Origin of the sequence: Methanohalophilus euhalobius (genome assembly GCF_900215215.1) — an archaeon.
Classification (GTDB): domain Archaea; phylum Halobacteriota; class Methanosarcinia; order Methanosarcinales; family Methanosarcinaceae; genus Methanohalophilus; species Methanohalophilus euhalobius.
The window spans coordinates 61732-86412 of sequence record NZ_OBDR01000002.1 but is presented as its reverse complement, the minus strand read 5'-3'; the positions used below and the strand labels follow the sequence as shown (position 1 = coordinate 86412).

Here is a 24681-nt window from a genome sequence, read left to right as displayed (position 1 = left end):
GGAATAATTGCTACTTTGGTATTGCTTATAAACCTATTTCATCAATCACATGCCGCCCCCTATCTGGGACAGCTCGAATTCCATTTCATCGGGGACTCTTGCAATGAATACAAAAACAGTATACCTGAGTTTCCTGGCCTCGGAGATAGCTGTCTTTTGTCTGTCGCTTAATCCCTCGGTAGAACTTATGCACAGCATCTTGTGGTTTGCTCCGACCAAAAAATCAAATTGTTCTACATAAGCATTCAAAAAATCAACCATATCCCTGAGTTCATCCCAGCGACTACACATGTGCAGGCTTTTCGTAGAAGAATTTTCTACATACCAATCCTTGCTCATGTAGGGGTAGGAATCATACTGATCCTTAATTTCTTCATAGGCTTTCTGTATTCTGGGCATGTCCTTTGCAAGGTTTACCCATTTCCATTCATTCTGCGAAAAGTATTTCCCGGCCAATATGTCAGCAATTTCCTTTTTATCTTTTGAATCAAGTTTCATAATATCACCTGTTAAAAATCATCGTCCTGTACATAACTCCTGTCAAATTCAATCGCAATTTCAGCTTTTTCCAGTTCCCTTCCAAGATAACCAGCATGCTCAAGGCTTGTGACAAGTCCTTTATCTATTATCATGTCCAGTATTTCTGCAGCATTTTTACCGATGATAGTTTCCTTTGCATGTTCTGCGACGATGTACCTTTTTCCATCATTTATATGTGCAATTCCTATATGGAATGCTCCGGCTGGATCCAGTTGCCAGTGGGGGCTACTCTTTGCAGCAGTTGCATTATCGGGCATATCAATATCCGGTCGCTTTCGTTTTTCTTTGATCATGAACATGTCAATTCCCAGGTCCTTTGGGGAACTGTGCCTTTCCTCTGCCAGTTTCATCATTGAAGAGGCTGTTTTTAGTTCGGCAATGGAACCCTGGGTTTTATCACTATATTCGGGTGTGAAAAGAATGGCTGCGCCGACCTCATGTGCTATTCCGCACAGTGTTGCATTTATACCTATTGAATCAGCATCCATAAGTTCAGTAACATTACCGGCTCCAAAGAATAGAGGTATATCGGGGTAGGTATCACGGAATTTTCTGTATCTTTCTACAGAAGATGTAAATCCATGACCAATTGGATCCAGCACAGGGTCTGCAATTATGTTTTCAATTCCGAATTCCTTTGCTCGTTTGATATTCTGCATCAATGTATCATATTTATTGCCACTGCCCGGGATAATCACAACAGCACATCCCTTTGCAGCGATCTCGTCTCCCAGCTCATCAATATTTGTATCATTGAGGCTGAGGACGATATCAATACCGGCTTCAATTGCACTACATATATGGGCAGGGTCCAGGGTATCCACACTTAGTGGCAGTCCGGTCATTTTTCTTGCATTGAAAATGGCCTCATGGACACTTTCAGTGGGTGTATCAATGGCCATGCCCAGATCGATGATATCAACACCTTTACGGGTGAATTCTGCCACTTTACTCTGAAGAAGGTCACAATCCATATTTCCCGCATCAACGATTTCGCCCATGACTTTCATTTGGGAATTGCCCCCTATTTTCGTACCATTGAATATTAAAGGAGCAAAAGCACTCTTTTCCATCTGGTTCAATTTTTTGTATGCTTCCTGTTGGCGTATATCTTTGAGTAATTCACATGCAGGGATTTTATCTGAAAATTGCACATCTCCGGCAAACCGTATTGCGTAACCCAGGTCATAGGCGTGTTTCGGACCTAAGTAGACAGGGCAGCCCATTTTGTTTGCAACTTCTGTGAAATCACCGGGGACAAGACCAGGAATAAGGATCATATCAAATTGCCCGGGTTTAAAATTATTGTTTTCATAGGAATGAATTAACCTTTGTGGGGTAATGAAAGCAGCTATTTCCGTATCCACAATAAGTACACTTGTCTCAGAACCAACCGCATGACGAACTGTGTTTTCCGCCAGCTGACCTGTAGCTACAAGAATTTTCATGGGGAATAATCGGTTGGATATTAAAAATAAGTATCTGTGAAAGATGCTTTTGAGGCATCTTTCCAGATTTTAATTAATTATGTCTATAATAGAACCGCCATTGTCAGAAGATCGATTCATTGGTTCGACTACCTGACGGCTTCCGTTTGGAACCTTTTTATAACGTGATTCGGTATTCTTTTCTACAATATCGGCCTGATATTGAGGTCCAAGTACCTGTGCTGACTGCACTCCGGTCATAATGGCCATTACACGAATCTTTCCTTCATAGTCATCGCGAATTCTGGCTCCCCAGATTACATTTGCATTTGAGGACAATTCATATGTCAGGGATGCTGCAACTTCTTCAGCTTCCTTGAGACTTAGATCCGGTCCTCCGGTAATATGTACAAGGCTACCCGTGGCGCCGCGGTAATCGACATCAAGAAGTGGGTGATTCAAAGCTGCCCTGACTACATCTTCACTCTTATCCTGATTCTTACTTTCCCCGACAAGCATTACGGCCACGCCACCACATCCCATAATAGCACGGATGTCTGCATAGTCCAGATTGATAAGAGATGGTTGTGTGATCGTTTCAGTGATACCCTTTACGGTTTCAGCGATTAGCTGGTCCATTACTGAAAATGCCTGCTCTATAGGGAGGTTTGGTACATAGTTGAGAAGCCTGTTGTTGTCAAGTACAATAACAGTATCTGCTGCGTGGCGGAAATCCTCTATTCCCTCTTCAGCTTTTACAGCACGTGCCCTTTCTACCCTGAAAGGACTGGAGACCATGCCTACTACAATTGCTCCCTGTTCCTTTGCTATGTCAGCCACAACGGGGGCAACACCGGTACCGGTACCTCCTCCCATACCTGCAGTTACAAAAACAAGGTCACTTTCCTTGAATACTTCTTCAAGGGTTCCACGGGCAAGATCTGCTGCTTTGGCACCGACTTCCGGGAAGCCACCCGCACCAAGTCCACGAGTTAAGGTTTTACCCACAAGGATCTTCTTGTCAGCACGTATGTGATCAAGATGTTGTTTGTCCGTATTTATTGCAATAGTTTCGGCACCTTCGATACCGATATTATACAGACGGTTGACGGTGTTGTTTCCGGCGCCTCCGCAACCAACAATGGTTATCCTGGGAAGCCCGAATTCAAAATCTTCTTCATCTTCAAAGTTCTGGCGATACTCTCTTTCCTGTTCTGATAGTTTCAATGCATCTTGCACTATGGACTGCACATTCATCCCCTCTGATGATTCGTGATTTTACGATCTCCTAAGTAATGACAAGGTATCCAGCATCCCCGATATGCGAAGAAACCTTTACCTCTATCTCCGATTTATTCTCTCATGCCGTCCGCATATTTCAATTACGGACGGGGATTTCGCCAAGCTACATGTGAATGATCAGTACCAACTGTTCTTTGGAAATTGAACTGTATCTTTTTCGTTATTGTAGCCCTGAGGCGTTCGACACTTGCTTGAATAAAGTCCGACTTTCAGCGGCCAAGCATCCACTTTTGGTCTGACTGAATCCTTACATTTTGTCTGATTCATTATTTATAAATAGTTGTATATAAGGGTATTCATTTATATCACCCTTTTGTGATACAATCGTAATTTACACGGGTTTTTTTAAACCTGGGTAGGTTTCCCCACATACCAACATATTCACCCTGAACAACAAGGGCACCATTTATACTCTCAATCCCTTCTAAAACTTTAAATGCTTTTTCCACAGCTTCCCTGCCAGGATCGGTTGCATTTGAAAGAGCGGTTGCAGCAGAGTCAGCAAGGGATACATCTTCGGAAAAAACAACTGCAGCATCTGCCATCCCAAAACTAATCGATGGACCGACAGTACCCGATGACGTGCATACACCTGTCACATTGTCAACTGGTTCAAGCACAAAACCAATATCCTTTACGGCGGATTCTCCTGCATATATACCTACGACAATCTGCCGGTCTGTTACATAGGCTATGTCTCCTCCATTATCGACCAGTGCAAAACTTGCTCCTGCATCTACCATTGCTTCAACAGCAAGTGAAGCAATCGTGCCTGCCACGGCACTCATAGGACCAAGTCCCATTGTAGATGAAGCATCTGTCATTCTTCTGACTATTTCAGGAGCATCTTTGGGGCATGAATGGGGTTCCAGTGTAATCTGAAAATAAGGGTCCCTTCGAATATAATTCTCAAGCAGTGACCTGTGGAAGCCAATAGCTTCTTTGGCTGCTTCCACATGGCTGACATCATCTGCATGGATGCTAACTATAGTTTCCTTGAGACGATAATGTTCTTTCATGTTTTGCAAGATAATTATTTCTCAAGGCTCAGGGCCCGATGCGGACACATTTTGATACAGGTGCCACACTGTATACATTTTTCTATGTCCTGGACAATACCCCATTCCTCATCAAAGGAAAATACATGTCCGGGACAAACCGATATACAGGCTCCACATTCTACACATTCTTCCTCATCCCTGACTATCGGATGGTCTAGAACTGTTACTTCAGCACCCTTTGATTCCAGTGCTTTTCTTATAGCCTTGAAATCATCAGTTTCTACCTCGGCAATTATCTCTCCGTATGTGGAATCGAAATGTGCCTGCGAAATGTTCAGGGCAGTTCTGGTTTCAATTATTGATTCTGCAAGTATGGGCTCACCTATGACATTGGACGAAATGCTGATCTTTATCATCATCCTCACCGCCTCCTGGCAAACAGTTTGCTGATATCATTACTCGTGATTATACCGATTACATATCTGTCCTTATCTATCACAGGCATTGCTGATACTTCTTTCATGTCCAGATTGCGTGCTGCAATATCTATGGGATCGGTGGCATTGGAGGTGAGGACCTTTTTTGTCATTATATCCTTCACATAATTACATCCCGTTTCAGCAACAGCTTTGGATATGTCCCATGCAGTCACAATACCTACCAGTTTTCCATCCTCTGAAACAACAGGCAAATGGCTAAAAGTATTTTCCATGATCATTTTAGCTGCTTCATGGAAAGTTGCATTCTCATCGATGACTACTACATCCTTTGCCATTATATCCTGTACCAGAGGGTTTCTCGTTGTTTGTCTCATCGGTTTGCATGTGGCTTTTGCAGGAAGTCTCTGGGAGGGGGTGTTTACAAAAAAATCTCCAGCTGCGACCCATTTTTTCAGTTCCTCTGCAATCTCACGTGATTTTTTGAAACTTGACATAGAGGAGGTGGGTGTATCTTTGCCGTTTATTTCGATGCTACCGGAGCGTAGTTCTTCATAATTGACCTTTCTGATAACAGGCCTGTCCCGACTTGGCACCCCGTAATCCAGTACGTTTGTCACTACATCTTTATCTGTAACTGCGGTTGATTGTGCAAGTTGTTCATTCAGGATAGGTATAGGTATGCCCATCCCAACGTAGAGGGAAGTGCCGTATTCATGGAAATTTGCCGCACGAATATAATCGGCACTCATATCTTTCAGGTCACCCCTAAGCATCAATGTACCAAAATTAGTTTCCGGGCTGTGCTGTGTTCCTTCCCCAATAATATGTCCTTTTGCCCCACCAAGGAAGATAGGGGTGCCAACTCCTATTGTCTGGTAATCAGGATCATTGGATAATGGTGATAGTACACCAGCGCCGGAATAGGTTACATTTCCATAGTTGGGAAGTAACGAACCCATATATGTGTAAATCGTTCTGTTTATGCCGTTAGTAGCAACATTGTATTTCTGATATCCGTTACGGGGGTTGATCATGATTGCCTGGTTCAGGTCATATATGTTGAGTGTAGTGTCAAGTGTTTTTCTGGGATAACAATCGGTACCATAAGATGTGGCGTGAAGATCAATGGATTTACCGCGTATCAGGTCCTCAATTACATGGGCCCCACCATAATCGAAACCTTCAGTTTCGGAAAGTTGTCCTGCGCCTATAAAGGCATCTACTGCAGCTACGCCTGAGTAGGCTTCCACGCCATTCAAAAAAACCTTATTCATTTTCATTGGTGGTTCTGAATGACCGAAATTGAGCCAGACTCCTGAGGAGCACATTGCTCCAAATGTACCTGTGGTAACTACATCAACTTCCTTAGCAGCTTCTTTTGCACCCAGTTCTCCTACTATACCTGCCATTTCCTCAGCCGTCACAACATTGACATTATCCTCTTTTATTCTCCTGTTTATCTCCTCTATGGATTTTTCTACCATGAAATCTACCTCTTTTAATATCATTTGGTAATATTAGAGTACCTATATATTACTTCTGGTTATTGGATGTAATTCTTTTTTTGTTTTTGTGAATCAAAGAGTTATTATATTTGATGAAATATATGGCAAATGGGAGTTGGTATGATGTTAAGGGGGTACTAGCTTACATAATTCATTATTTGGCAATATGTTCTATGAAATCCTGGCAGAGGATATGTCATTTGACCAAAAGATGGAAGAAATTGCAAAAGTCCTTCCTCAAATACTTCGATATCCGGAGAAGGCGTCTGCAAGGATATTATTTGGTCCTTATTCTTATAAGTCTCCTGTTTTTAAGCAGGGTAAATATCAAATCTCCTCTTCAAATATACCCAAAAATGAAGAGAAAAGCCATGCGTTATGGCTGGAGTTATTTTATAAGGATCTTTCATTGAAAAATAATTACGAACCTTTCACTTCTGATGAAAAACAAAAACTTGATTTTATTGCAAAAATTTTGTCTGTATTTATTGATAAAGAGATCGAAGCGAAAAAAGTCCGGTATGATTACGATTTCCTTCTGGGCAGTACAAATGAAATTCCCTATTCCCTCAACAGTGAAGGAAAAATTGTCTATATTTCACCCAACATTCAAGAATACGGTTTGCGTCCTGAACAAATGCATTCCCGGCCATTTGCAGATTATGTATGTCTGGGTGATAGGGATGAGTGGTTGAATATATTTAACAAAATAAAATCAGTGGATAATTTACCCCTTAAAGCACAGATACGTATCCAGAATGGCAATAAAGAATTGCATTGGTTCCAGAACCGTATAGATCCAATATATGATGAAATGGGAAACTTTTTGGGAATTAATGGTATAGCTAATGATATAAACAGGAGGAAAGAGGCGGAAATCCATTCTCAGAAACAGTCCAATGCGTTTCGTTTCCTAGCAAGAGCGTGTAATCAGTTGGTAGACCCATTTTTTGAAGATATTGATCTGCTTATAGAACCAATTCTGGAAAAGATCAGGGAAATTCTTGATGCAGATTCAATTTTTATATATGAACTAAACCATAGCGAAAATAATATGCATCTAACACATTACACTTGTGTGCCACCCTTAAAAGGAAGATGCGAACTGGCAATGGATAAATTAAGCTCACTGTCAACTGCACAATTCCCGACTGTAATTGAGAAATTCCAGTAAAATGAGCCCTATTACGTGAATTCTATAGAGCAACTTCCAGATTCTGAAAAAAATCTGAAAGGACTCTTGACAACATTGGATATTGAATCGGCTCAGATTATGCCTGTACATGTCGAAAATCAGTTAGTAGGATTTATCGGTGTAGTTTCGGCCACAAAAAACAAAAATTGGCCATCCTATAGTGATGGTCTCCTCAGGATATTGTTTGATTCCATATTCAATGCAAAGGAACGTGGTAAGACCTATATGATGCTTGATAATACAATGCACCTTTACCGTTCTCTTTTTGACAGATCAAATGATGCTATCTTAATCCACTCTTCTGAGGGTACAATAATAGATGCCAATAGAAGTGCCTGCAAAATAATTGGCTGTTCTCATTCTGATATCTTATCTATGAAAATTGCTGATCTTTATCCTCATGAATCTGAATATATGGCACAGTCCCAATCAGCAATCCAAAAAACATTGAATGAAGGATCTACACGTTTTGAATCGAAAATTAAACATATGAATGATTCAGTTATTGATGTTGAGATCAGTTCTTCTGTACTTGATAAAGAAAATAGTATCATGCTCAGTATAGTACGAGATATTACTGAACGTAAAAGTTCAGAACTGGAACTGGAAAATTATCGCAAACATCTGGGAGAAATTGTGGATCAACGTACCTCTGAACTCCAAACTGCCAATTCCTGGGTCTCTGCTCTCTATGACAATGCTCCTATAGGTATCGGTGTGCTCAATAAAGATCTGGAATTGATTGACCTTAATAAAGGTATGGCCGAAATTACTGGCATTCCTAGAGAAAATATTGTAGGTAAATCTCTATTTTCTATATGCACTGAAGAATCTTCGAGGTATCTTGATAGCGACTTAGGGCCAGATATCCATGAAAAACAATTTTCCACAGAATTGCACTGGGTATGCAATAAAAAACACATCTGTATACAGTTCAATTCCCAGCCACTGGGTTTGAAAGATTCTCCTCAAAAAGTAATCTTTACTGCACAGGACATTACACGCAGAAAACAGGCTGAAATCGCCCTTAAGGATTACGCAGACCAATTGGAGAAATCTAATGAAATGAAGGACCTTTTTACCGATATAATGCGCCATGATCTTTTAAATCCTGCAAATATCGTGAAAGGTTTTACAGACGTACTCATTAAGAAAGAAAAGGAAGAAAAAAAGATTCATTTTTTATCAAAGATCAGGGATAACACAGAACGCTTGATCGATATGATCGAAAACGCAGCTTATCTGTCCAAACTTGAATCTACTGAAACCCTTGAGCTGCAAAAGATGGACCTGGGTCGAATATTAACTTCCTGCATTTCAGAGATGGTCCCTCTGGCTGAAAATAAAAATATGGATATAATACACGATCTGCAACAGCCATATCCTCTAAAAGCCAATCCTATAATCAAGGAGGTTTTTATCAATCTGCTTTCAAATGCAATCAAATATAGCCCTTCGGAAAGTTCAATTCATATAGGGGTGCAGGAAAACGACTCTTCATTTAAAGTAATGATTAAGGATAGGGGGTCTGGGATTGCTGATGATGATAAAACATACATATTTAACAGGTTTAACAGGGCACAAAAAGGAAGCATAAAGGGTACAGGTCTTGGACTTGCAATAGTAAAAAGAATTGTAGATTTGCATGGTGGCAGTGTTGGAGTGGAAGATAACCCACAAGGGTAGGGTAGTGTTTTCTGGGCATATATAAAAAAAGACCCTGAACACAATAGAAATTCATGTTTTGGGTAATTTCACATAAACTGTAGTACCCAATCTTTCCATACTCCTTGCCTATATACTTCCGTTATGAATATGATTACCCTTTTGCATATATGGAATCCCAGGCCAACACCATTATAGATGCGGGTTGTGGACCCAGCTATCTGGTAAAATATGTCAAAAATACGCGGAAGTTTTTCTTTTGGTATGCCTATACCATTATCCTTTATCTTTATGTGCATATATTCTTCTTCCTCTTTCAGGGTAATTTTTCTACCGGATCCTGTGTGAATTTTGAGGCATTGTCCAGTATATTCAGGAAAACGTATGTTAACCAGTTCCTGTCGCCATAGAGAAGGGATGATTTAATTTGAATATCAATGCCTATATCGACATCTTTTCCTTCTGTGTGGACTTTCATTTTATCCATAGCATCCGTTATGATTTCACCAACATCAACCTAGTCCACACATATTATAATGGTTATATTATTTTTATTTTCAATGTATGTCTTTTTCGCCATCTTTATGAGTGAAATATATATAGTATGTTTTGTTGCAATATTCTTGCATAAATGACCCATATAGTCGTATTACCCGTCCATCCTGTCGTCTAGTTTCCAAAAAGTTATATAAAGGCAGAAGGCTATACGGGACAGACCTTTAACATATCATATTAAAAGCTAAATTCAGAGTTGATTATATTGGCAATCGAGAACGGAGATTTCATAAAAGTATCATATACTGGTAAATTCGAAGGCGGTCTGATTTTTGACACTACCGATGAGGAACTGGCCAAGGAAAACCAGATATTCAATCCACGTGGAGTATATGGCGGTGATGTGGTAGTTGTAGGTGCCGGTCATACCATTAAAGGGCTTGACGAGGATTTTGTTGGCAAGGATGTTGGATACAAGGGAGAACTTGTCATTCCTCCTGAAAAAGGATTTGGAGAACATGACCCCAAGCAGGTCGAGACCATTTCCCTGAATAAGTTCGAGGACCGTAAAGCAACTCCTGGGATGGGTGTAGAAATAGAAGGAAAACGTGGTGTGGTCACCAAGGTCATCGGAAGACGTGCACGTGTTGACTTCAATCATCCCCTTGCAGGCAAAGAAGTAACCTATGAATACACTATTGATGAGAAACTCGAAGGTGATGTTGACAAAATAAATGGTTTGCTTTCTCTTTACACAGGTGTACCAGAAATCGAAGTTGAAGTTGAGGATAAGACTGCCATTATCAACATCCCTGTTGCACTGAGTTTCAACCAGCGCTGGCTCATGTCAAAGAACAGGATTGCTTCTGAGATAATCGAAAACATCGGAATGGAACAAGTCAAATTTGTCGAGACTTATCCGGTAGGATCCCCTGCATCTGCAGAAGAGGAAGAAGCAGAAAGCGAAGATTATGAATCAGGTGAAGAGTAATCTTCGCCAATCTTTTATATCATAAGCGCTGTTCACCCGATGCTTGTGATTGTTTTTCATTGTGCTGAGGTAGCCAAGCGGCCTACGGCGCCGGTCTTGAAAACCGGTGGTGCTCTGCGCCCCGGGAGTTCGAATCTCCCCCTCAGCGTCTTTTTATTTTTTTAACAATCAAAAAAAGGAAGGTAGATTATTCTTTCAGGAATTCCGTGACAGTTTTGCCGAATGAGCGAGCAGCTTTTGGATCTCTGGCAGTGATTATATGGCCATCTCTGATAACCTCTTTGTCCTTATAGTCAGCTCCTCCCCTTTTGATCTGTTTTACACTTTCCGGATCGCTGAATACGGTGCTCTTTTTACCTTTCAGTATTCCTGCTTTTGCCAGCACTACCGGTGATACACAGATAGCAGCGATCAATTTGTCCTGTTTGTAGGCATCCTGGACAATTTCGTGCAGTTCCTTGTTATCCCATAGATATTGCTTTGCCCCCCCGCCTCCTGAAATGACAATGGCATCATAACTATCGGCCTTTTCAGAGGAAATGGTCGTGTCGGGTTTGACTTTACCTCCAAGCATACCTTTGGCAACTTTATTTTGATTTGTTGCAACGGTTATATCAAATCCCGCATTTTCAAAGATCTCTCTGGGTTGAAGGAATTCTTCATCACGGAAATTTTTCTGGGCGATTACCATTAATATTTTCTTTTTATTATCCATATCGATCACCGTATTACGATATCTGCTGTATCCTATTTGGTATTACCGATTACAATACCAATGCAACAAATATCCTCGACTTCTCAGTTAGTTCTGGTTTCTGCAAATCTGGCGAATTAATTATCTCTATGTTTGAGATTATTAATCAGTTGTACGAGTTCCTGGCGCCGGAACATTCCTTTATGCATAATGCAGGCAACATTATCATCAAGCATTTTTCTGCTTTTGTTGGTAAGTTCCTGTGCAGTACAGACAATAATGGACTCTTCGAAATAGGATCATGGTTTTGGATATATTCAATAACATCATAGCCACTGAATTCTGGCATCATCAGGTCAAACAGTACTAATGTCAGGTTGCTTTTTTTGGATAATTTCTATTGCTTCTTTTCCTCCGGAAGCATCCAGTATCCCGAAACCTTCCGAATCCAGCATGGAATGGATAAGTTCTCTATCTTTTTCCTCATCATCTATCACAAGAATCGTTGTCTCTTCTGGTTTCATGCTTTTCCTGACTCTTTCAAGTGTTTCGATAAGATCGGTTTTGTCAAGAGGTTTAACAAAATAATCTTCAACTGCCCACATGCTGTCGATTTTGCCCTTGTCCAGTATAGATGTTATGATAACAGGTATGTCCCGTGTATGGCTGTCCTTTTTGAGTTTATCAAGTACGTTCCAGCCGTCCTGACCGGGCATCATTATATCAAGGGTGAAGGCAAGTGGTTTGAGTTCCTTGATATTTTTATTACCTGATCTCCTCTTTCCACTCCGATTGCATGGTATCCTTTCGAACTCAGCATCGCAAGCATAAGTTCTCTTGATTTTGGATCATCTTCAGCAACCACCACTAATGGATCATCTCCTTTAGGATTGTGAGGTGTAGCGACAAAGCTTTCCTCGTCAACTTTCGGTTCAGGCAGTTTCTTTTCAACTTTGTCTTCCGGTATCAATTCGTTTTTTCCGGAGGATCAACAGGTATGGAAAAAGTAAATGTGCTGCCTTTTCCTTCTTCACTTTCCACTTCAAGTGATCCGCTGTGAAGTTCTATGAACTTATTTATAAGTGCAAGCCCAAGCCCCGTACCTTCATATTCCCTATTTGACGTGGAATCAAGCTGGACAAAGGGTTTGAACAATTTGTCCCGATCACTTTCAGCAATGCCTATGCCTGTATCCTCTACAGCTACATGCACCATGTCTTCAGATGTGGAAGGAATAATTCTCACGTTGCCTCCCTCCGGGGTAAATTTTATCGCATTACTTAGCAGGTTATAAAGAATCTGCTTAATCTTTCCTTTATCTGCTCTTATTTTTGGAATGTTTTCGGCTGGGTCTATCTGTAGGTTTATGGATTTCTTGGCTGCCTGTGGTGAAATGATTGTTTTAACTTCTCTGAAAACATCATCCAAATAGAACATCTCGTAATGGAGTTCAATTTTTCCTGCTTCTACCTTCGATATGTCAAGGATGCTGTTAATGAGCTCGAGCAAATGTTTGCCACTTTTAAGCACATTTCCCACATACTTGGTTTGTTCTTCGTTCAGTTCCCCAAAAACCTGATCCAGTAGTATATCCGAAAATCCGATTATGGAATTAAGTGGGGTGCGCAATTCATGACTCATTGTCGCAAGGAATTCACTTTTTGTGCGGTTGGCAGTTTCAGCTTCGATTTTTGCATTTTCCATCTCAAGTTCTGCATGTTTACGTTTTGTGATGTCCACTACAATACCACTTACAATAACCGGATTCCCTTGTTTGTCCCTTTCTGTAATTGCACCCCTGTCGTGATACCATTTCCATTTACCATCTTTTGTTTTTATTCGGTAGTCCACTTCATAGGTAGGGCATATTCCTTCCATATGACAGCGCATTGCTTCCATTGCAATTTCTTTGTCCCGGGGATGCAGCAGTTTAATGAAATCAGTATAATGCGCATCTTTAAATTCATCCAGGGAATATCCCAGTCTGGTAACTTTACCGGGATCAAAGTTTACTTTGCCACCAGGAATTTCCATTTCCCACCAGCTAAGGTTACCTTCCCGCATTGCATTCTGTAGGCGATGTTGTAGTTTTCCAATCTGTTCTTCCGCTTCTTTCCTTTTGGAGATGTCCCGTGCAATACTGAGTATTACTTTTTCTTCACGATAATCAATGACTTTGCTGCTAATTTCCGTGGGAATTTTTTTGCCGTCTTTGGTCAGATGGATTGTTTCAAATATCAATGAACCGTTTTTCAGGATTTGTTCAATCATTTCGGGTACTTCTTTGGCATTTGTTTGACTATCAATATCCATGGGTGTCAGGTTTAGTAATTTTCCTCTGGTGTATCCAAGTCTTTTGCAGGCAATTTGATTTATCTCCAGAAAATTGCCCTTCAGATCATGGATGAAAATTGCATCAGCTGCGTTGTCAAAAATAGTATGGAACTTTTTTTCAGAATGGGTTAGTTTGTCTTCCGCATTCCTGCTCTTTATAGCCTTGCTTAGGCTTTTTGTCATCAATTCCATCAGTTTTTTTTCTTCATCCAGGAAGTCTGTGTCCTTTGAGGATTTGTTTTTGTAATACTCCAGTTTGCCTTTTGTATTTCCATTGATGTTGATGTTGTTTTCAAGTTTAAGGTCCGTTTCAAGGAAGCTGGTGCTTGTGAATATTTTATCTTCAAAAGTTATGCGTGCGAAATACTGATTTTCTCCACTGTTACCTGTCAGGAGTTCTGTAATATCTTTCATCAGCTTATCCGTATTCTCTGAAGATGCCAGGATATCGTAAAAACTGTCAAGACATTCCAATATCTGAAGGCCACAAAAATTTTCAAATTTAGCATCAGTATATTTTTCAGTGGTCATGGCTATCGGTTCCTCATTATATATACAAATAATCTGTTTGGTTTTTATTTATAATTATTACTTATAATAAACAGATATCTACTATTTTTGATCACAACTTATTTTTATATGAAAGGTATTGGCACATATGCTGTTTAACATCGACCTGATCTTATTTCAGACATTAACATTATATAAGAGAAAGTCATAGTGGGCCGAGTAAGTCTGTATCATAGGTTTTTACACAGCCTGTAAAAGGGCAGTGCTGGACCTTAGTTCCAGGGCTACGGGACGCAAGAATGTGTCCTTAAGGAGGTTTATAATGGCAGACGAAGAAATAAGACATCTTGTACGTATAATGAACACTGACCTGCAGGGTAAGCAGAAGGTCCTTTATGCACTCACCGGTATCAAGGGGATTGGTAGAAGGACTGCAAGACTCATTGCAGAAAGTGCAGAAGTAGATCCATCAGAAACCATTGGTTATCTTTCTGATGAGGGTATTGCCAGGCTTAATGAAGCTATAGAGACATTTGAAAATCACCTTCCTGTGTGGATGCTTAATAGGCAAAAGGATTTGTTGACAGGTGAAAATAAACACCTTCTTGGACAGGATATTGACCTGACCATAAGGGAAGATTTGAACGATCTTAAAAAGATTCGTGCCTATCGTGGTATACGCCATGAAAGAGGTTTGAAGGTACGTGGACAGAGAACCAAATCCGCAGGACGCGGTGGGTCCACAATTGGTGTCAGCAAAACAAGATGAAGGTGATTTGATATGGTTTATCCCGGAAAGAAAAGAAAAAGTTATGACACTCCGAAGCACCCCTGGCAAGCTTCCCGTATGGCAAATGAGGTTGACCTGATCAAAAAATACGGCCTCAGGAATAAAAAAGAACTCTGGAAAGCAGATAGTATTCTCAGACGATACAGGGCAGATGCCCGTAGGTTACTTGCTGATTCTGCAGAAGCTGAACTTACCGGTCACGCAAAGACTGAAGCAGACCAGATTCTATCCAAACTGATTCGTTATTCCATGATCAAAAGCGATGCCGAGATCGATGATATTTTGGCACTAAATACAGAAGTTATTCTTGAAAGAAGGCTTCAGACTCTTGTCCACAGACTTGGTTTGGCCAGAACTCCCAAGCAGGCAAGACAGTTTATTACCCATGGTCATATTGCAATTGATGGTAAGAAGTTGACAGTTCCTGGTATGCTGGTATCAAAACAGGATGAGATGATGATTGATTACTATGGAACATCACCTATGACTACCGAGTCACACCCGGAGAGACCCGCTCAGATTGCATCTTCCCTTGTGGAGGAATGAAGGAGGTTTGAATTATGGCAAATGGAATATGGGCTGTTGCTCACATCAAATGTTCATTTAACAATACTATAATCACAGTTACCGATATAACAGGTGCTGAAACAATAGCGAAATCATCCGGTGGGATGGTAGTCAAAGCTGCAAGGGATGAAAGTTCTCCTTATACTGCTATGCAGATGGCCGGCCAGCTTGCAGATACTCTCAGGGATAAAGGTGTCGAAGGTGTACACATTCGTGTCCGTGCTCCCGGTGGTAACAAGCAGAGAAGTCCCGGTCCAGGTGCACAGGCAGCCATTAGGGCTTTCGCACGTGCAGGTATCAGGATTGGACGTATTGAGGATGTAACGCCTGTGCCACATGACGGTACCCGTCCAATAGGCGGCAGGCGCGTCTAATTGCAGTGTAACACATATAGACAGGTTTGTAATTTCACGAGGTTCCCGAAAATGGAAATCGATATACTTGAGCTGTCTGATAGATCTGCCAGATTTATTTTGTCGGATGTGGATGCAGCTTTTGCGAACGGATTGAGGCGGGCTATGCTTGCCGATGTCCCCACTCTCGCAATCGATGAAGTCAATATTTACAACAATACTTCAGTCCTTTATGATGAACAGATAGCTTTGAGACTGGCCCTGGTACCTCTTGTGACAAGTTTCGATGAGTTTACTCCTCATGAAGAGTGTTCCTGTGAAGAGGGGTGTCCGGCCTGTACGGTTTCCCTCACATTGAGTGTAGAAGCACCAATGGGTGAGGAAAAGACTGTTTATTCAGGGGACCTTGTATCCGCAGATCCTAAAGTAAAAGCTGCTGATTCCAACATCCCTGTTGTTAAGCTTAAAGGCGGGCAGCAACTTGTCCTTGAAGCGATTGCAAAGATGGGTTACGGTCACGACCACGCTAAATGGCAGGCAGGAGTTGCCTGTGGTTACAAAAATGTGCCAGTGATCAAAATTGAGGATTGTGATCTCTGCGAAAAGTGTGTTGAGGCCTGTCCTCGCGATATATTGGCCCTTGGTGAGGAATCTGCAGAAGTTGTGAATGATAGGCTATTGAATTGCTCTCTCTGCAAGCAGTGTGTAGAAGTCTGTGGGATTGATGCAATCTCGGTTCGTGAGAATGATACATCTTTTATTTTTACTCTTGAATCCGATGGTTCATATAGTGCAAAAGAGTTAATTATGAATGCAGTTAATACTATCAGGACGAAAGCTTCAACCCTTGATGACATCCTGGGTGAATTGTAATAGGAGACATCTTTTCCTATTATCCTTTTATAGGATCTAATAGCAGAAGCAAAAGTTCATAATTGGAATTTTTGTTGGCCATCCATATGGGCAAAGTATATATAGCATTGACCCATTTATGGCGAAAAACAACAGCGTGCGAGGGTTGCCCAGCCAGGCCAAAGGCGCTAGGTTGAGGGCCTAGTCTCGTAGGAGTTCGAGGGTTCGAATCCCTTCCCTCGCACCAAATACTTTTTTAAGCCATTAAAAACATTTGCATATTCACCTTTCTTGATTTTTATTTCCCATAATATTACATAGGCGCTCCTTAACTGTGTTATTTTAACGATAAGTTTAGGGTTTACTGCAGGCCAACTTAAACCCTCCTTTATCTTTTAGTGTGGTTTTGATAGGTCTGCGTTTTGCACAATAGTTAAATAGAATTGAGTTATTACAAAATTAGTTGATTAAATATCGCTCTATAGTCAAAGGGGGATTTATTCATTTCAATAAAGAATATCTGGGGTAAAATAGAGAATACACTAAAGTCAATAAAAGGCATCGAAGAAACTCTTTTACTGAATCAGGCTGACAGGTATTATATTTTTGGGCTTGAGGTTTCTGATGAAAAGAAATCCTCCGCCAGCCTTGGAATTAAAAATAATACCGGGGTAAAAAAAACACTTGGCTCACAGATTCTTGTCTCTTTCCTGACAAACCAGGAATATGATTGGCCAGAAAATAATCTGAAACTCATATACGGGGATGAAATTGTGGGTGAAGATATCAGTGATCCTCTGGAGCTTGCACGACTTGAAAAATGCAAGGATTGCTGTGTGATGGGTAACATAGTGTTTTATAATGATAGGTTCAAAGCCCTCAAATCACCGGGTTTAGGACTTGAAATGTTAATTCAGGCAAAACCTTTCCCTGAAGTTGAGAATATCTCCTGTGTTTCAGAAGCTATGGTTGCATTACCCTCAAGGTTAAGTGATTCCTATATCAAATCCAGGATGGGTATTGAATCGAACAACTCTATGGGAACTTTCCTGTTAGGTCTGGATTTAAAACCGGATTTTTGTGCAAATATGGATTATTGCGAACCAGCCGAAGTTTGTAATCTTTCACCCTGATTTCATCTTTTCTTTGCATAACTCCCAATAATCGGCAATAAATTGATAAAGTATTAGTGCTTGAACTCACTTTATATATTCAATAATCGAGAATTGATTTATTTATGGGCGTAAGTTTTTGATTTATATGATGGAAAGGAGATTTATATGTCTGTTTTGAGGGATACGGGATGCAATGTCCCTTCTACTATTGTTAGAAATTTTTATCCATTCTATAATCCGCAGAACGTTGAGGGTATGATTATTGGCAACGATCTTGACTCCCTTCTGAGCGCCTCTTTTCTTAAAACAAAATTTGGATGGGACATAGTTGGTGTCTATGACTATGAAACATTAAGTTTTTCATCTACTGTAGAAAATTTCCATAATAAGTTGCTTGAAGGAAAATATATTGCTGTGGATCTGGACATATATCATCCATGTATCTTCTCCATTGGGCATCACATAATAGGATCCAGCTGTCAGGACTGCCTTGAAGGTCATTCCAGTTCACTGAATCCAAATCTTCTAAGGGGCATCCATCTCCAAAGTTACAGGAGAAAGTATCCGTTAAGTACCATTCACTTTCTTCTCTGGCTGTTTGAATCAGAAGCGGGTCTGGGTATAAAGACCAGAAGTCTTGTATGGCTTGCGGATTCCTCTTATGTAAATGGACAGCGTCACAGATTCAGGTCGAATGTTCATGAATGGGTGATGAATTTTTTCAGTTCACCGGCATTTCTGGATTCTTTCGAATTAATTGATACGTATAAGTTTGAATATTTATTATCCGACTGGCTGTTTCCTCTCCTTAAGGGAACCGGGTTGAATGTCTCAAGGGGTCAGGTTAGGTCTTATCATCTGGGTCTTTCCGGTTATCAATGCCAGTGGACATCTACTGAAAAAGAAAGAGCCTGTATTCTTGCGATGCTTGAACTGATAGAACATATTACAGGTTGGCATGCCCCTACATTCCCGCATAAATTTATCGAAATAAAAGGTGTTCGCAGGAGTATTGTTCTAAGCGATATTTTTAAAGATAGTACTAATCTGGATTCTTTTCTGCTAAAAAATAATGTGTTTTCTTTTGTATTTCCTACGTCAAAATCAATTAATTATACAACAGGAATTAAATTGTGATCCGGGTTAAGTCCAGATTGGTTTTATTGTGGATGTCTGTTTTCATCTTTTTTTTCCATTTTCTTAATTGCTTTCTCGATACTCCATCTACCTCTGCCCAATTCTTCGCCAATTATCTCTATAATATCTTTTTTGTTTTGTCCACTTTGGCGCAATTCCCTGTATCTTGTAAATAGGTAGTCTTCCTCATGTGAAGTCCAGGAGTTTCCCTGGTTTTCCAGATTCTTGATGATAGGTTTGCGTAATTCCGGGATCATAAATCCAGGTTTAATGACACTGCTTTGTCCAATTTCCCGGGTTTTTGCTCTAAACATCGTTTCGGATATTTCAAAGCCAGTACAACGCCTATTCAGGCCAATTGCAACGGTTGCAGTTGAAAATCCGCCCAGGAACATGTCACAAACAAGGTCGCCTTCATTGCTACTGTATTGTATAATTTTCTTCAGGAGTTTATAGGGCAATTCATTCTTATTTTTAATTTTGCCGGGTTTGTACTCCCTGTTAATTATCCAGACATCTTCCCTGTCCCTGTAATTCAGTGACCTCCCATCTTCTGTTTTTTCACAGGTTCCGTATCTTGATTCCAGATTAAAGGTGCGCCTTTTGCCGGGTTTTTGGTAGTATAAAATATGATAATGGGAGGATACGTATTTTGTTTTTGTGTAAACACCAAAATTGTATTTCCATATTATGTGATTGATCTCCTCCAGATTTGTCTGGTACAGAGCATGGAGGATATGATAGAGATTTGTGTATCCGGAGACAATGTAGATGGAGCCACCCGGTTTTAGAATTCTTTCTGCTTCTTTAATCCAGGTCAGACTGAAATCTGCATATTTATCTTCCGGGATTTCTACATATCCATCAATTACAAATTTTTCATTCCTATTGTAATGCTGGTGTAATTTGTCCCCTTTTATCCCATATGGAGGATCGGTAATTATCAGATCTACCGATCCATCGGGGATATGAGTTGCAGCTCCTGTAATGCAATCCTCATTGTAAAATACATTCCCATAAATTTCAGCGGGCTTCATTTTCAACTCCTTACGCCAGGTATTTTCATAACCTATCTGGAAGAATAAATAAATATTGTCTAAAAAGTGGCTGTTTTTGAGTCATTTATATTACTTTCACCTTGCTTGGAGGTCCTTAAAATAGCTTATATTCTTATTTCTTATTGAGGTGATAAGTATGGATGAATTCTTCAAAGGACTTATCGAGAGAACCAAACGCTATGAAAAACTGGACCACTTTAGGAACAATTAACAATAAAAAGGCTGGCCGGCTTTCATCACCCTCCCGTCATGGTTTCTGATGATACCGGCCTTTTATGAATTTTAGCTATTTTTTTCAGGTAATTTATTTGGTTGAGCATCAACATCTCTTACATCCAGTTTTCTCTCTATATTATGGATAAAATGCATTGTCCTGTTGGAAAGTGTTCTGCTTCTCTCTTCCTGTCTCTGCTGGTATGTACGGATGGATCGAAGGAAATCAATTTTCCTGAATTCCGGCCAGTATGGGGCGCAGAAATAGGCTGCACATTCATTTCCACATGCTTGCCAGGGGAGGAAATTCGAAACCCTTTCATTTCCCCCTGTGCGAATTATGAGATCAACATTTGATACGGCTGAATTTTCTTCCGGATATAGGTGTCTGGATATGGTTTTTTCAGTTATTTCACCCGTTTTGATATTCCCTGTTTTTATCTTCCTGGCAACTTCACGTATGGCCTGTATGATATCCTGTCTTCCGCCATAAGCAATTGCAATGTTAAGTTTTAGCCTGTCGTAGTCCTTTGTTGCCATCTCGACTTTATCAATACTCTGCAAGAGGTCCCCTGGCAAAAGGGTTCTGTCTCCAATTACACGTACTTTTAGGCGTCTTTTATGTGTCCTTTCATCAACACACATCTCTTCAAGTCTGGTTCCTATAAGTTTTAGTATACTTTTCTTCTCATCTTTTTTCCTGTTGAAATTCTCAGTAGAAAAAGCATATATTGTCAATTCCTTGATGCCGCTTTCATAGGACCATTCAATGACTTTTTCAGTAATATCGGCTCCCCGGGCATGGCCGTATGAGGTGAATTTACCAAGTTTTTTGGCATATCTGCGGTTTCCATCCATTATAATAGCTATATGCTGCGGTAATTTAGAATTACGGATATTTTTTTCCAGAAAAAATTCATATCCTTTATACAACATTTCAGGTAATATCCGCCACATCATTATCAGAGCTACAGGTGATGTTAATAATTGTCAAGTACTGAACGTACAATACCCCTGTAATCATTTTTTAATAAATAGATATTGTGGTCGCCGGTTACATCAATACTCAGGATTCCCAGGCGTGTGTTCATGAGCCCAACCATAGCTGAAACTCCCCTGTAACTGATATCAAAATTCTTTTCATGAAGGTATTTATAGATATCATTGGTGGTATATTTCCCGCCGTCAAGGAACAGTTTAAGCACCACTTTGCGTATCCCTGTTTCATCCCGGCCAAGATATTTTATCAGCCTTGATCTTACCCGGTTTTCAATGGTTTCCAGCACGAACACCTCTATCTAAACTATGTTATTTTTGCATATATATTTATGCTAACTTGTAATATGTATCCCTGAAAAGAAACAATCTCAAGACCTTTTATTTTTCTGATGCGGGATACCTGTTTGCCTGCCTTTTAAGGTTTGAACTGCCCCTTATTATTCATTTTAACATAAAAACATATTGTTTTATTTTAAGTTCAAGGGTATTTTTGCACTTTAAACAGGCATGCTTTCCACAATCAGGCCATCTGAGGTAGGGTATCTTTCAATAATTTCAATTTTATCACTAATGTCGCGGATATCATCTGCAATATCTTCAAGTATCCAGGATGCGATCTCAATTATATTTTCCTTTATTTCATACATTTCTTCAGGAACTTCAAATTCCTGCAATTGCTCAAGTATTTTAGCAGTATTTTTGGTATGTATTATTCCAAATATGATTGTTCCATCATCGGTTATTTCGTCAAATGAGCGAGAGGTATTTTCTGCAATCCTAATAAGACGTTTCCTTAACTGTATAGCGTCTTTATATGCAGATGAGCAGAAATGCCCCCTTCTAAAAAGTTTTATGACTTTTAATGCACTATCTCGTGAACCTGCTACCGCATTTGATATATCATCCTTTAACCGGTACCCTCTGCGATGCAATTCCCTGTAATTTGTATCTGTAAATTCCAGTTCATTGAAATTGATGTAACAATCAACGTTATCACACAAATCAGCAAACTTTCCAATACCTTCTATGGCAGGCACTTCGATTCCTGTTTCCAGCTCTGCTTGTTTACAATTGAGAATTGCCGTCTTAAATTTACTTTTTTTAATATTCTCCCATTCCTGCAGAGGAGGGTGAAAACGTATCTCGTCCAGTCCTGCTTCAACAAGATTATTAATTGCTTTTTCATCTACGGGTAAGGCAGTATAGAGATGAATATGGTACTTTTGTCCGAATGTGCTTTTCAGTAGATGGATGTAATGCAGGACCTTTCCCATTTCAAGGAGTGGTTCACCACCCGTAATTCCTGTTCCCAGGGCCTGCATACGCATGCTTTCTTCTATTACTTCATCATCGCATTGCACTTTCCTTTCATTGGCATATGCGGCATCGCCTTTTCTCTCTTCTGATAGCGGACAATAGAAACAATTCTTACCGCAACGACCGGTTATGTACAATACCATTTTTGCACCATCGCGGCACATTTTGCAACCGGTTGAAAGATAACTGTAAAAAGAGCCTGCTTCTGCTTGCTGGATATTTGCCATTGCTTTTGCATGAATATATAAGTATATAACTTTTTCTTTACCCATCGATTAACTAATATGAAATCAGTCATCATTTCATGGTACCTGGGTCACATGTAGCCGTATTCGGCTGCAAAGGCTGTAGAAAATGTATATCTATTTGCATTGAGAATGCAAATTTTATAGTTCCGGATGCGTTCAAATAGACATACAAAAGTGTAATGCTTGTGAGCAATGTGTTTCTCATTGTCCAAATAAGGCTCTTTTGTTGATGGATTAAGCAGCCATAAATCCTGCAGGTAAATCTCAAAAATGTTTCCGTTATATTTTTATTTGATAGCAGGTATGATTGAGACATGAAAAACATATGTTTTCCGGAATCTGTTGGTTATGTGAAAAGTACCTTTAAGGAACCTGTATTTGATGAAAAAATGTATTCATCAATTTCCTTTATTGAAATCTATCCTGATTTTGCAGAAGCCCTGGATGGAGTTGATGAATTTAAGAAAATCCAGATATTGTTTCAGTTTGACAAAAGTCAAGGCTATAAATTAAAGCAAAAGCGTCGAACCGATGGTAAATTGGTGGGGGTATTTGCCACCCGCAGTCCCCATAGGCCAAATAGTATAGGGATAACAACGGTAAACCTTCTTTCAGTCGACGGATTAACCCTGGAAGTGGAAGGCCTGGATGCCATAGATGGCACTCCTGTACTTGACATTAAACCGTATTCCATCAAATTTGACTGAAAGAATTTTCTGGGATTCAGTTTTACCAATAAGTATAAATGATTGTTTTTACATTCAGCATGTGTCGGAAGCGGGCGTGTGGCCTAGCCAGGATATGGCGGCAGCCTCCTAAGCTGTAAGTCAGGGGTTCAACTCCCTTCACGCCCGCCATTCTCTTATTATGTAATTTATTATATTGTATTTCTTTTTATACCTAAGTTTGTAAATTCTTCTATTCTCTATTGTAATTAAATACTATGAAGTACGAATTATATATTGTTATACAAAGAATACTATATGTATTTGCGCAATATCGATTAATTCATAGAGGTGAGTTGATGAGAATAAGGATGTTGAATTCCAAATATGAGATTGAAACTCTTAAAGAAGATGAAGAAGTTGTACATCTTTCTTTCAGGCCGAGCAATACGGATATTATGCAGATTATCACCAGATGCAAGGGTTTAAGGGCTCTGCAATTGCCTTCATCCTACAGGAAAACTCTGTCAGATGTGGCAATTAAATTCCTTGAAATGGAAGATGTTGAGTTACTTGAAGGTGACCTGAAAAGTACTGGTATCTCAATGTATAAGGAAATCGATTCTGAAGAGTGATTATAGTTTTTTATAAGTATTATTTGCAATTTTTATATTCTTTAGCCCTGTCACCTGCAACTTCCAGACAGGGTTATTACAATTTTGACTCGATATTTTTATTTATCTTTTGTTCATTCGTACCATTCATGCTATTATTTCGGAGGAATCTAATATCCATAAGCAGTTACCGGGTATAATTCGTAAGGCTGTAATTGAGGATGTAACTCCCATGAAAGACCTCATAAACAGCTATGCGAAAAAAGAGATTATGTTACCCCGCTCTGTGGGGGAACTATATGAAAACATAAGGAATTTTTATGTTTATGAGGAAAATGGTGAAGTGATTGGTTGCTGTGCTCTTCAGGTTGTATGGGAAGATCTGGCCGAAATCCTGTCTTTTGCTGTTAAACCCGAACACACTGGAATGGGCATTGGGTCGATACTACTGGATACCAGTATCGAAGAGGGGAAAAACATCGGGGTGAAAAGAGCATTTACCCTTACTTACGTGCCGGAATTTTTTGAAAGACAGGGTTTTTCAAAAGTTGAAAAGGCATCACTGCCGCATAAGGTATGGGTAGGTTGCATAAAATGTCCAAAATTCCCGGATTGCAATGAAATTGCCTTGCTCAGGTATTTGTAATTTATTTA

General features: G+C 39.9%; 29 protein-coding genes and 3 tRNA genes. 16 read left to right on the top strand and 16 right to left on the bottom strand.

The window, feature by feature from the left end; genetic code table 11:
* Nucleotides 1–45: 45 nt before the first annotated feature.
* The 6 genes from CP947_RS02675 to CP947_RS02650 form a co-directional block, all read right to left on the bottom strand.
* Nucleotides 46–498: a hypothetical protein gene (locus CP947_RS02675; protein WP_096711702.1), complete on the bottom strand. Its 453-nt coding sequence runs from the start codon at nt 496–498 to the stop codon at nt 46–48.
* Between the two features lie 11 nt (nt 499–509).
* Nucleotides 510–1988 (bottom strand): dihydropteroate synthase-like protein, encoded by a 1479-nt coding sequence (locus CP947_RS02670; protein ID WP_096711701.1) that lies wholly within the window; start codon nt 1986–1988, stop codon nt 510–512.
* 69 nt (nt 1989–2057) lie between these two features.
* Nucleotides 2058–3218: a cell division protein FtsZ gene (gene ftsZ / locus CP947_RS02665; RefSeq protein ID WP_096711915.1), complete on the bottom strand. Its 1161-nt coding sequence runs from the start codon at nt 3216–3218 to the stop codon at nt 2058–2060.
* Nucleotides 3219–3574: 356 nt separating this feature from the next.
* Entirely contained in the window at nt 3575–4288 is a 714-nt protein-coding gene (locus CP947_RS02660) for a UPF0280 family protein (protein WP_096711700.1), read from the bottom strand.
* Between the two features lie 14 nt (nt 4289–4302).
* On the bottom strand, nt 4303–4689 hold the full coding sequence (locus CP947_RS02655) for a 4Fe-4S dicluster domain-containing protein (protein ID WP_096711699.1): 387 nt from the start codon (nt 4687–4689) through the stop codon (nt 4303–4305).
* A gap of 2 nt (nt 4690–4691) precedes the next feature.
* Nucleotides 4692–6194: a homocysteine biosynthesis protein gene (locus CP947_RS02650; protein WP_096711698.1), complete on the bottom strand. Its 1503-nt coding sequence runs from the start codon at nt 6192–6194 to the stop codon at nt 4692–4694.
* 187 nt (nt 6195–6381) lie between these two features.
* Between CP947_RS02650 and CP947_RS02645 the strand changes: the two genes are divergently transcribed.
* Both CP947_RS02645 and CP947_RS02640 read left to right on the top strand, forming a co-directional pair.
* Nucleotides 6382–7389, top strand: coding sequence for a PAS domain-containing protein (locus tag CP947_RS02645; protein WP_096711697.1), 1008 nt, complete (start codon nt 6382–6384; stop codon nt 7387–7389).
* 75 nt (nt 7390–7464) lie between these two features.
* Nucleotides 7465–9096: a sensor histidine kinase gene (locus CP947_RS02640; RefSeq protein WP_172425443.1), complete on the top strand. Its 1632-nt coding sequence runs from the start codon at nt 7465–7467 to the stop codon at nt 9094–9096.
* Between the two features lie 68 nt (nt 9097–9164).
* On the opposite strand, the gene CP947_RS02635 is transcribed toward CP947_RS02640, so the two are convergent.
* Nucleotides 9165–9374, bottom strand: coding sequence for an ATP-binding protein (locus CP947_RS02635; protein ID WP_096711695.1), 210 nt, complete (start codon nt 9372–9374; stop codon nt 9165–9167).
* 17 nt (nt 9375–9391) lie between these two features.
* A complete protein-coding gene (locus tag CP947_RS10365; RefSeq protein ID WP_123151341.1) occupies nt 9392–9562 on the bottom strand; it encodes a HAMP domain-containing histidine kinase in 171 nt (56 codons plus the stop codon).
* 273 nt (nt 9563–9835) lie between these two features.
* On the opposite strand from CP947_RS10365, the gene CP947_RS02630 reads away from it, so the two are divergent.
* Together CP947_RS02630 and CP947_RS02625 are read left to right on the top strand one after the other, a co-directional pair.
* The gene (locus CP947_RS02630; protein ID WP_096711694.1) at nt 9836–10561 is read left to right on the top strand and encodes a peptidylprolyl isomerase; all 726 of its coding nucleotides are present in this window, start codon (nt 9836–9838) and stop codon (nt 10559–10561) included.
* A 63-nt stretch (nt 10562–10624) separates the two neighbouring features.
* Nucleotides 10625–10709 (top strand) — tRNA-Ser (locus CP947_RS02625).
* A gap of 39 nt (nt 10710–10748) precedes the next feature.
* Here CP947_RS02625 and CP947_RS02620 read toward each other — a convergent pair.
* From CP947_RS02620 to CP947_RS02605, 4 genes are all read right to left on the bottom strand, one after another.
* Nucleotides 10749–11276, bottom strand: coding sequence for a DJ-1/PfpI/YhbO family deglycase/protease (locus tag CP947_RS02620; RefSeq protein WP_096711693.1), 528 nt, complete (start codon nt 11274–11276; stop codon nt 10749–10751).
* 335 nt (nt 11277–11611) lie between these two features.
* Complete coding sequence (locus tag CP947_RS02615; RefSeq protein WP_096711692.1) at nt 11612–11974, bottom strand: response regulator; 363 nt, start codon at nt 11972–11974, stop codon at nt 11612–11614.
* Nucleotides 11974–12225 (bottom strand): PleD family two-component system response regulator, encoded by a 252-nt coding sequence (locus tag CP947_RS02610; RefSeq protein ID WP_096711691.1) that lies wholly within the window; start codon nt 12223–12225, stop codon nt 11974–11976. The genes CP947_RS02615 and CP947_RS02610 overlap by 1 nt, the downstream gene beginning before the upstream one ends.
* Nucleotides 12222–14120: a PAS domain-containing sensor histidine kinase gene (locus CP947_RS02605; protein WP_096711690.1), complete on the bottom strand. Its 1899-nt coding sequence runs from the start codon at nt 14118–14120 to the stop codon at nt 12222–12224. The genes CP947_RS02610 and CP947_RS02605 overlap by 4 nt, the downstream gene beginning before the upstream one ends.
* A 301-nt stretch (nt 14121–14421) precedes the next feature.
* Between CP947_RS02605 and CP947_RS02600 the strand changes: the two genes are divergently transcribed.
* The 7 genes from CP947_RS02600 to CP947_RS02570 all read left to right on the top strand — a co-directional run bounded on the left by CP947_RS02600 (nt 14422) and on the right by CP947_RS02570 (nt 18913).
* Nucleotides 14422–14868: a 30S ribosomal protein S13 gene (locus tag CP947_RS02600; protein ID WP_072359858.1), complete on the top strand. Its 447-nt coding sequence runs from the start codon at nt 14422–14424 to the stop codon at nt 14866–14868.
* 12 nt (nt 14869–14880) lie between these two features.
* Nucleotides 14881–15435 carry a 30S ribosomal protein S4 gene (locus CP947_RS02595; RefSeq protein ID WP_096711689.1) on the top strand — a complete coding sequence of 185 codons (555 nt, stop codon included), beginning with the start codon at nt 14881–14883 and terminating at the stop codon, nt 15433–15435.
* 14 nt (nt 15436–15449) lie between these two features.
* Nucleotides 15450–15830, top strand: a complete 381-nt coding sequence (locus tag CP947_RS02590; protein ID WP_013037689.1) for a 30S ribosomal protein S11 — start codon at nt 15450–15452, stop codon at nt 15828–15830.
* Between the two features lie 51 nt (nt 15831–15881).
* A complete protein-coding gene (locus CP947_RS02585) occupies nt 15882–16682 on the top strand; it encodes a DNA-directed RNA polymerase subunit D (RefSeq protein WP_096711688.1) in 801 nt (266 codons plus the stop codon).
* A 138-nt stretch (nt 16683–16820) separates the two neighbouring features.
* Nucleotides 16821–16908: transfer RNA gene (locus CP947_RS02580), tRNA-Leu, on the top strand.
* Nucleotides 16909–17434: 526 nt separating this feature from the next.
* Entirely contained in the window at nt 17435–17794 is a 360-nt protein-coding gene (locus CP947_RS02575) for a hypothetical protein (RefSeq protein WP_096711687.1), read from the top strand.
* Between the two features lie 147 nt (nt 17795–17941).
* Nucleotides 17942–18913 (top strand): hypothetical protein, encoded by a 972-nt coding sequence (locus CP947_RS02570; protein ID WP_096711686.1) that lies wholly within the window; start codon nt 17942–17944, stop codon nt 18911–18913.
* Nucleotides 18914–18936: 23 nt separating this feature from the next.
* Here the strand turns inward: CP947_RS02570 and CP947_RS02565 are convergent, their stop codons facing one another.
* The 4 genes from CP947_RS02565 to CP947_RS02550 all read right to left on the bottom strand — a co-directional run bounded on the left by CP947_RS02565 (nt 18937) and on the right by CP947_RS02550 (nt 22727).
* A complete protein-coding gene (locus CP947_RS02565; RefSeq protein WP_096711685.1) occupies nt 18937–19950 on the bottom strand; it encodes a DNA-methyltransferase in 1014 nt (337 codons plus the stop codon).
* A gap of 303 nt (nt 19951–20253) precedes the next feature.
* The gene (gene uppS / locus CP947_RS02560) at nt 20254–21120 is read right to left on the bottom strand and encodes a polyprenyl diphosphate synthase (protein ID WP_243641544.1); all 867 of its coding nucleotides are present in this window, start codon (nt 21118–21120) and stop codon (nt 20254–20256) included.
* Nucleotides 21121–21164: 44 nt separating this feature from the next.
* Nucleotides 21165–21476 carry a DUF2551 domain-containing protein gene (locus tag CP947_RS02555; protein ID WP_172425442.1) on the bottom strand — a complete coding sequence of 104 codons (312 nt, stop codon included), beginning with the start codon at nt 21474–21476 and terminating at the stop codon, nt 21165–21167.
* A gap of 204 nt (nt 21477–21680) precedes the next feature.
* Complete coding sequence (locus tag CP947_RS02550) at nt 21681–22727, bottom strand: radical SAM protein (RefSeq protein ID WP_096711912.1); 1047 nt, start codon at nt 22725–22727, stop codon at nt 21681–21683.
* A 181-nt stretch (nt 22728–22908) separates the two neighbouring features.
* Here CP947_RS02550 and CP947_RS11005 point away from each other — a divergent pair, with 181 nt between their 5' ends.
* From CP947_RS11005 to CP947_RS02525, 5 genes are all read left to right on the top strand, one after another.
* Entirely contained in the window at nt 22909–22986 is a 78-nt protein-coding gene (locus CP947_RS11005) for a 4Fe-4S binding protein (protein ID WP_096711911.1), read from the top strand.
* A gap of 76 nt (nt 22987–23062) precedes the next feature.
* Nucleotides 23063–23455, top strand: a complete 393-nt coding sequence (gene tsaA, locus CP947_RS02540; RefSeq protein WP_096711684.1) for a tRNA (N6-threonylcarbamoyladenosine(37)-N6)-methyltransferase TrmO — start codon at nt 23063–23065, stop codon at nt 23453–23455.
* A gap of 72 nt (nt 23456–23527) precedes the next feature.
* Nucleotides 23528–23605: transfer RNA gene (locus CP947_RS02535), tRNA-Arg, on the top strand.
* Nucleotides 23606–23772: 167 nt separating this feature from the next.
* A complete protein-coding gene (locus CP947_RS02530) occupies nt 23773–24048 on the top strand; it encodes a DUF1699 family protein (RefSeq protein ID WP_096711683.1) in 276 nt (91 codons plus the stop codon).
* 115 nt (nt 24049–24163) lie between these two features.
* Complete coding sequence (locus CP947_RS02525; RefSeq protein ID WP_279387846.1) at nt 24164–24673, top strand: N-acetyltransferase; 510 nt, start codon at nt 24164–24166, stop codon at nt 24671–24673.
* The last annotated feature ends 8 nt before the right edge of the window (nt 24674–24681 follow it).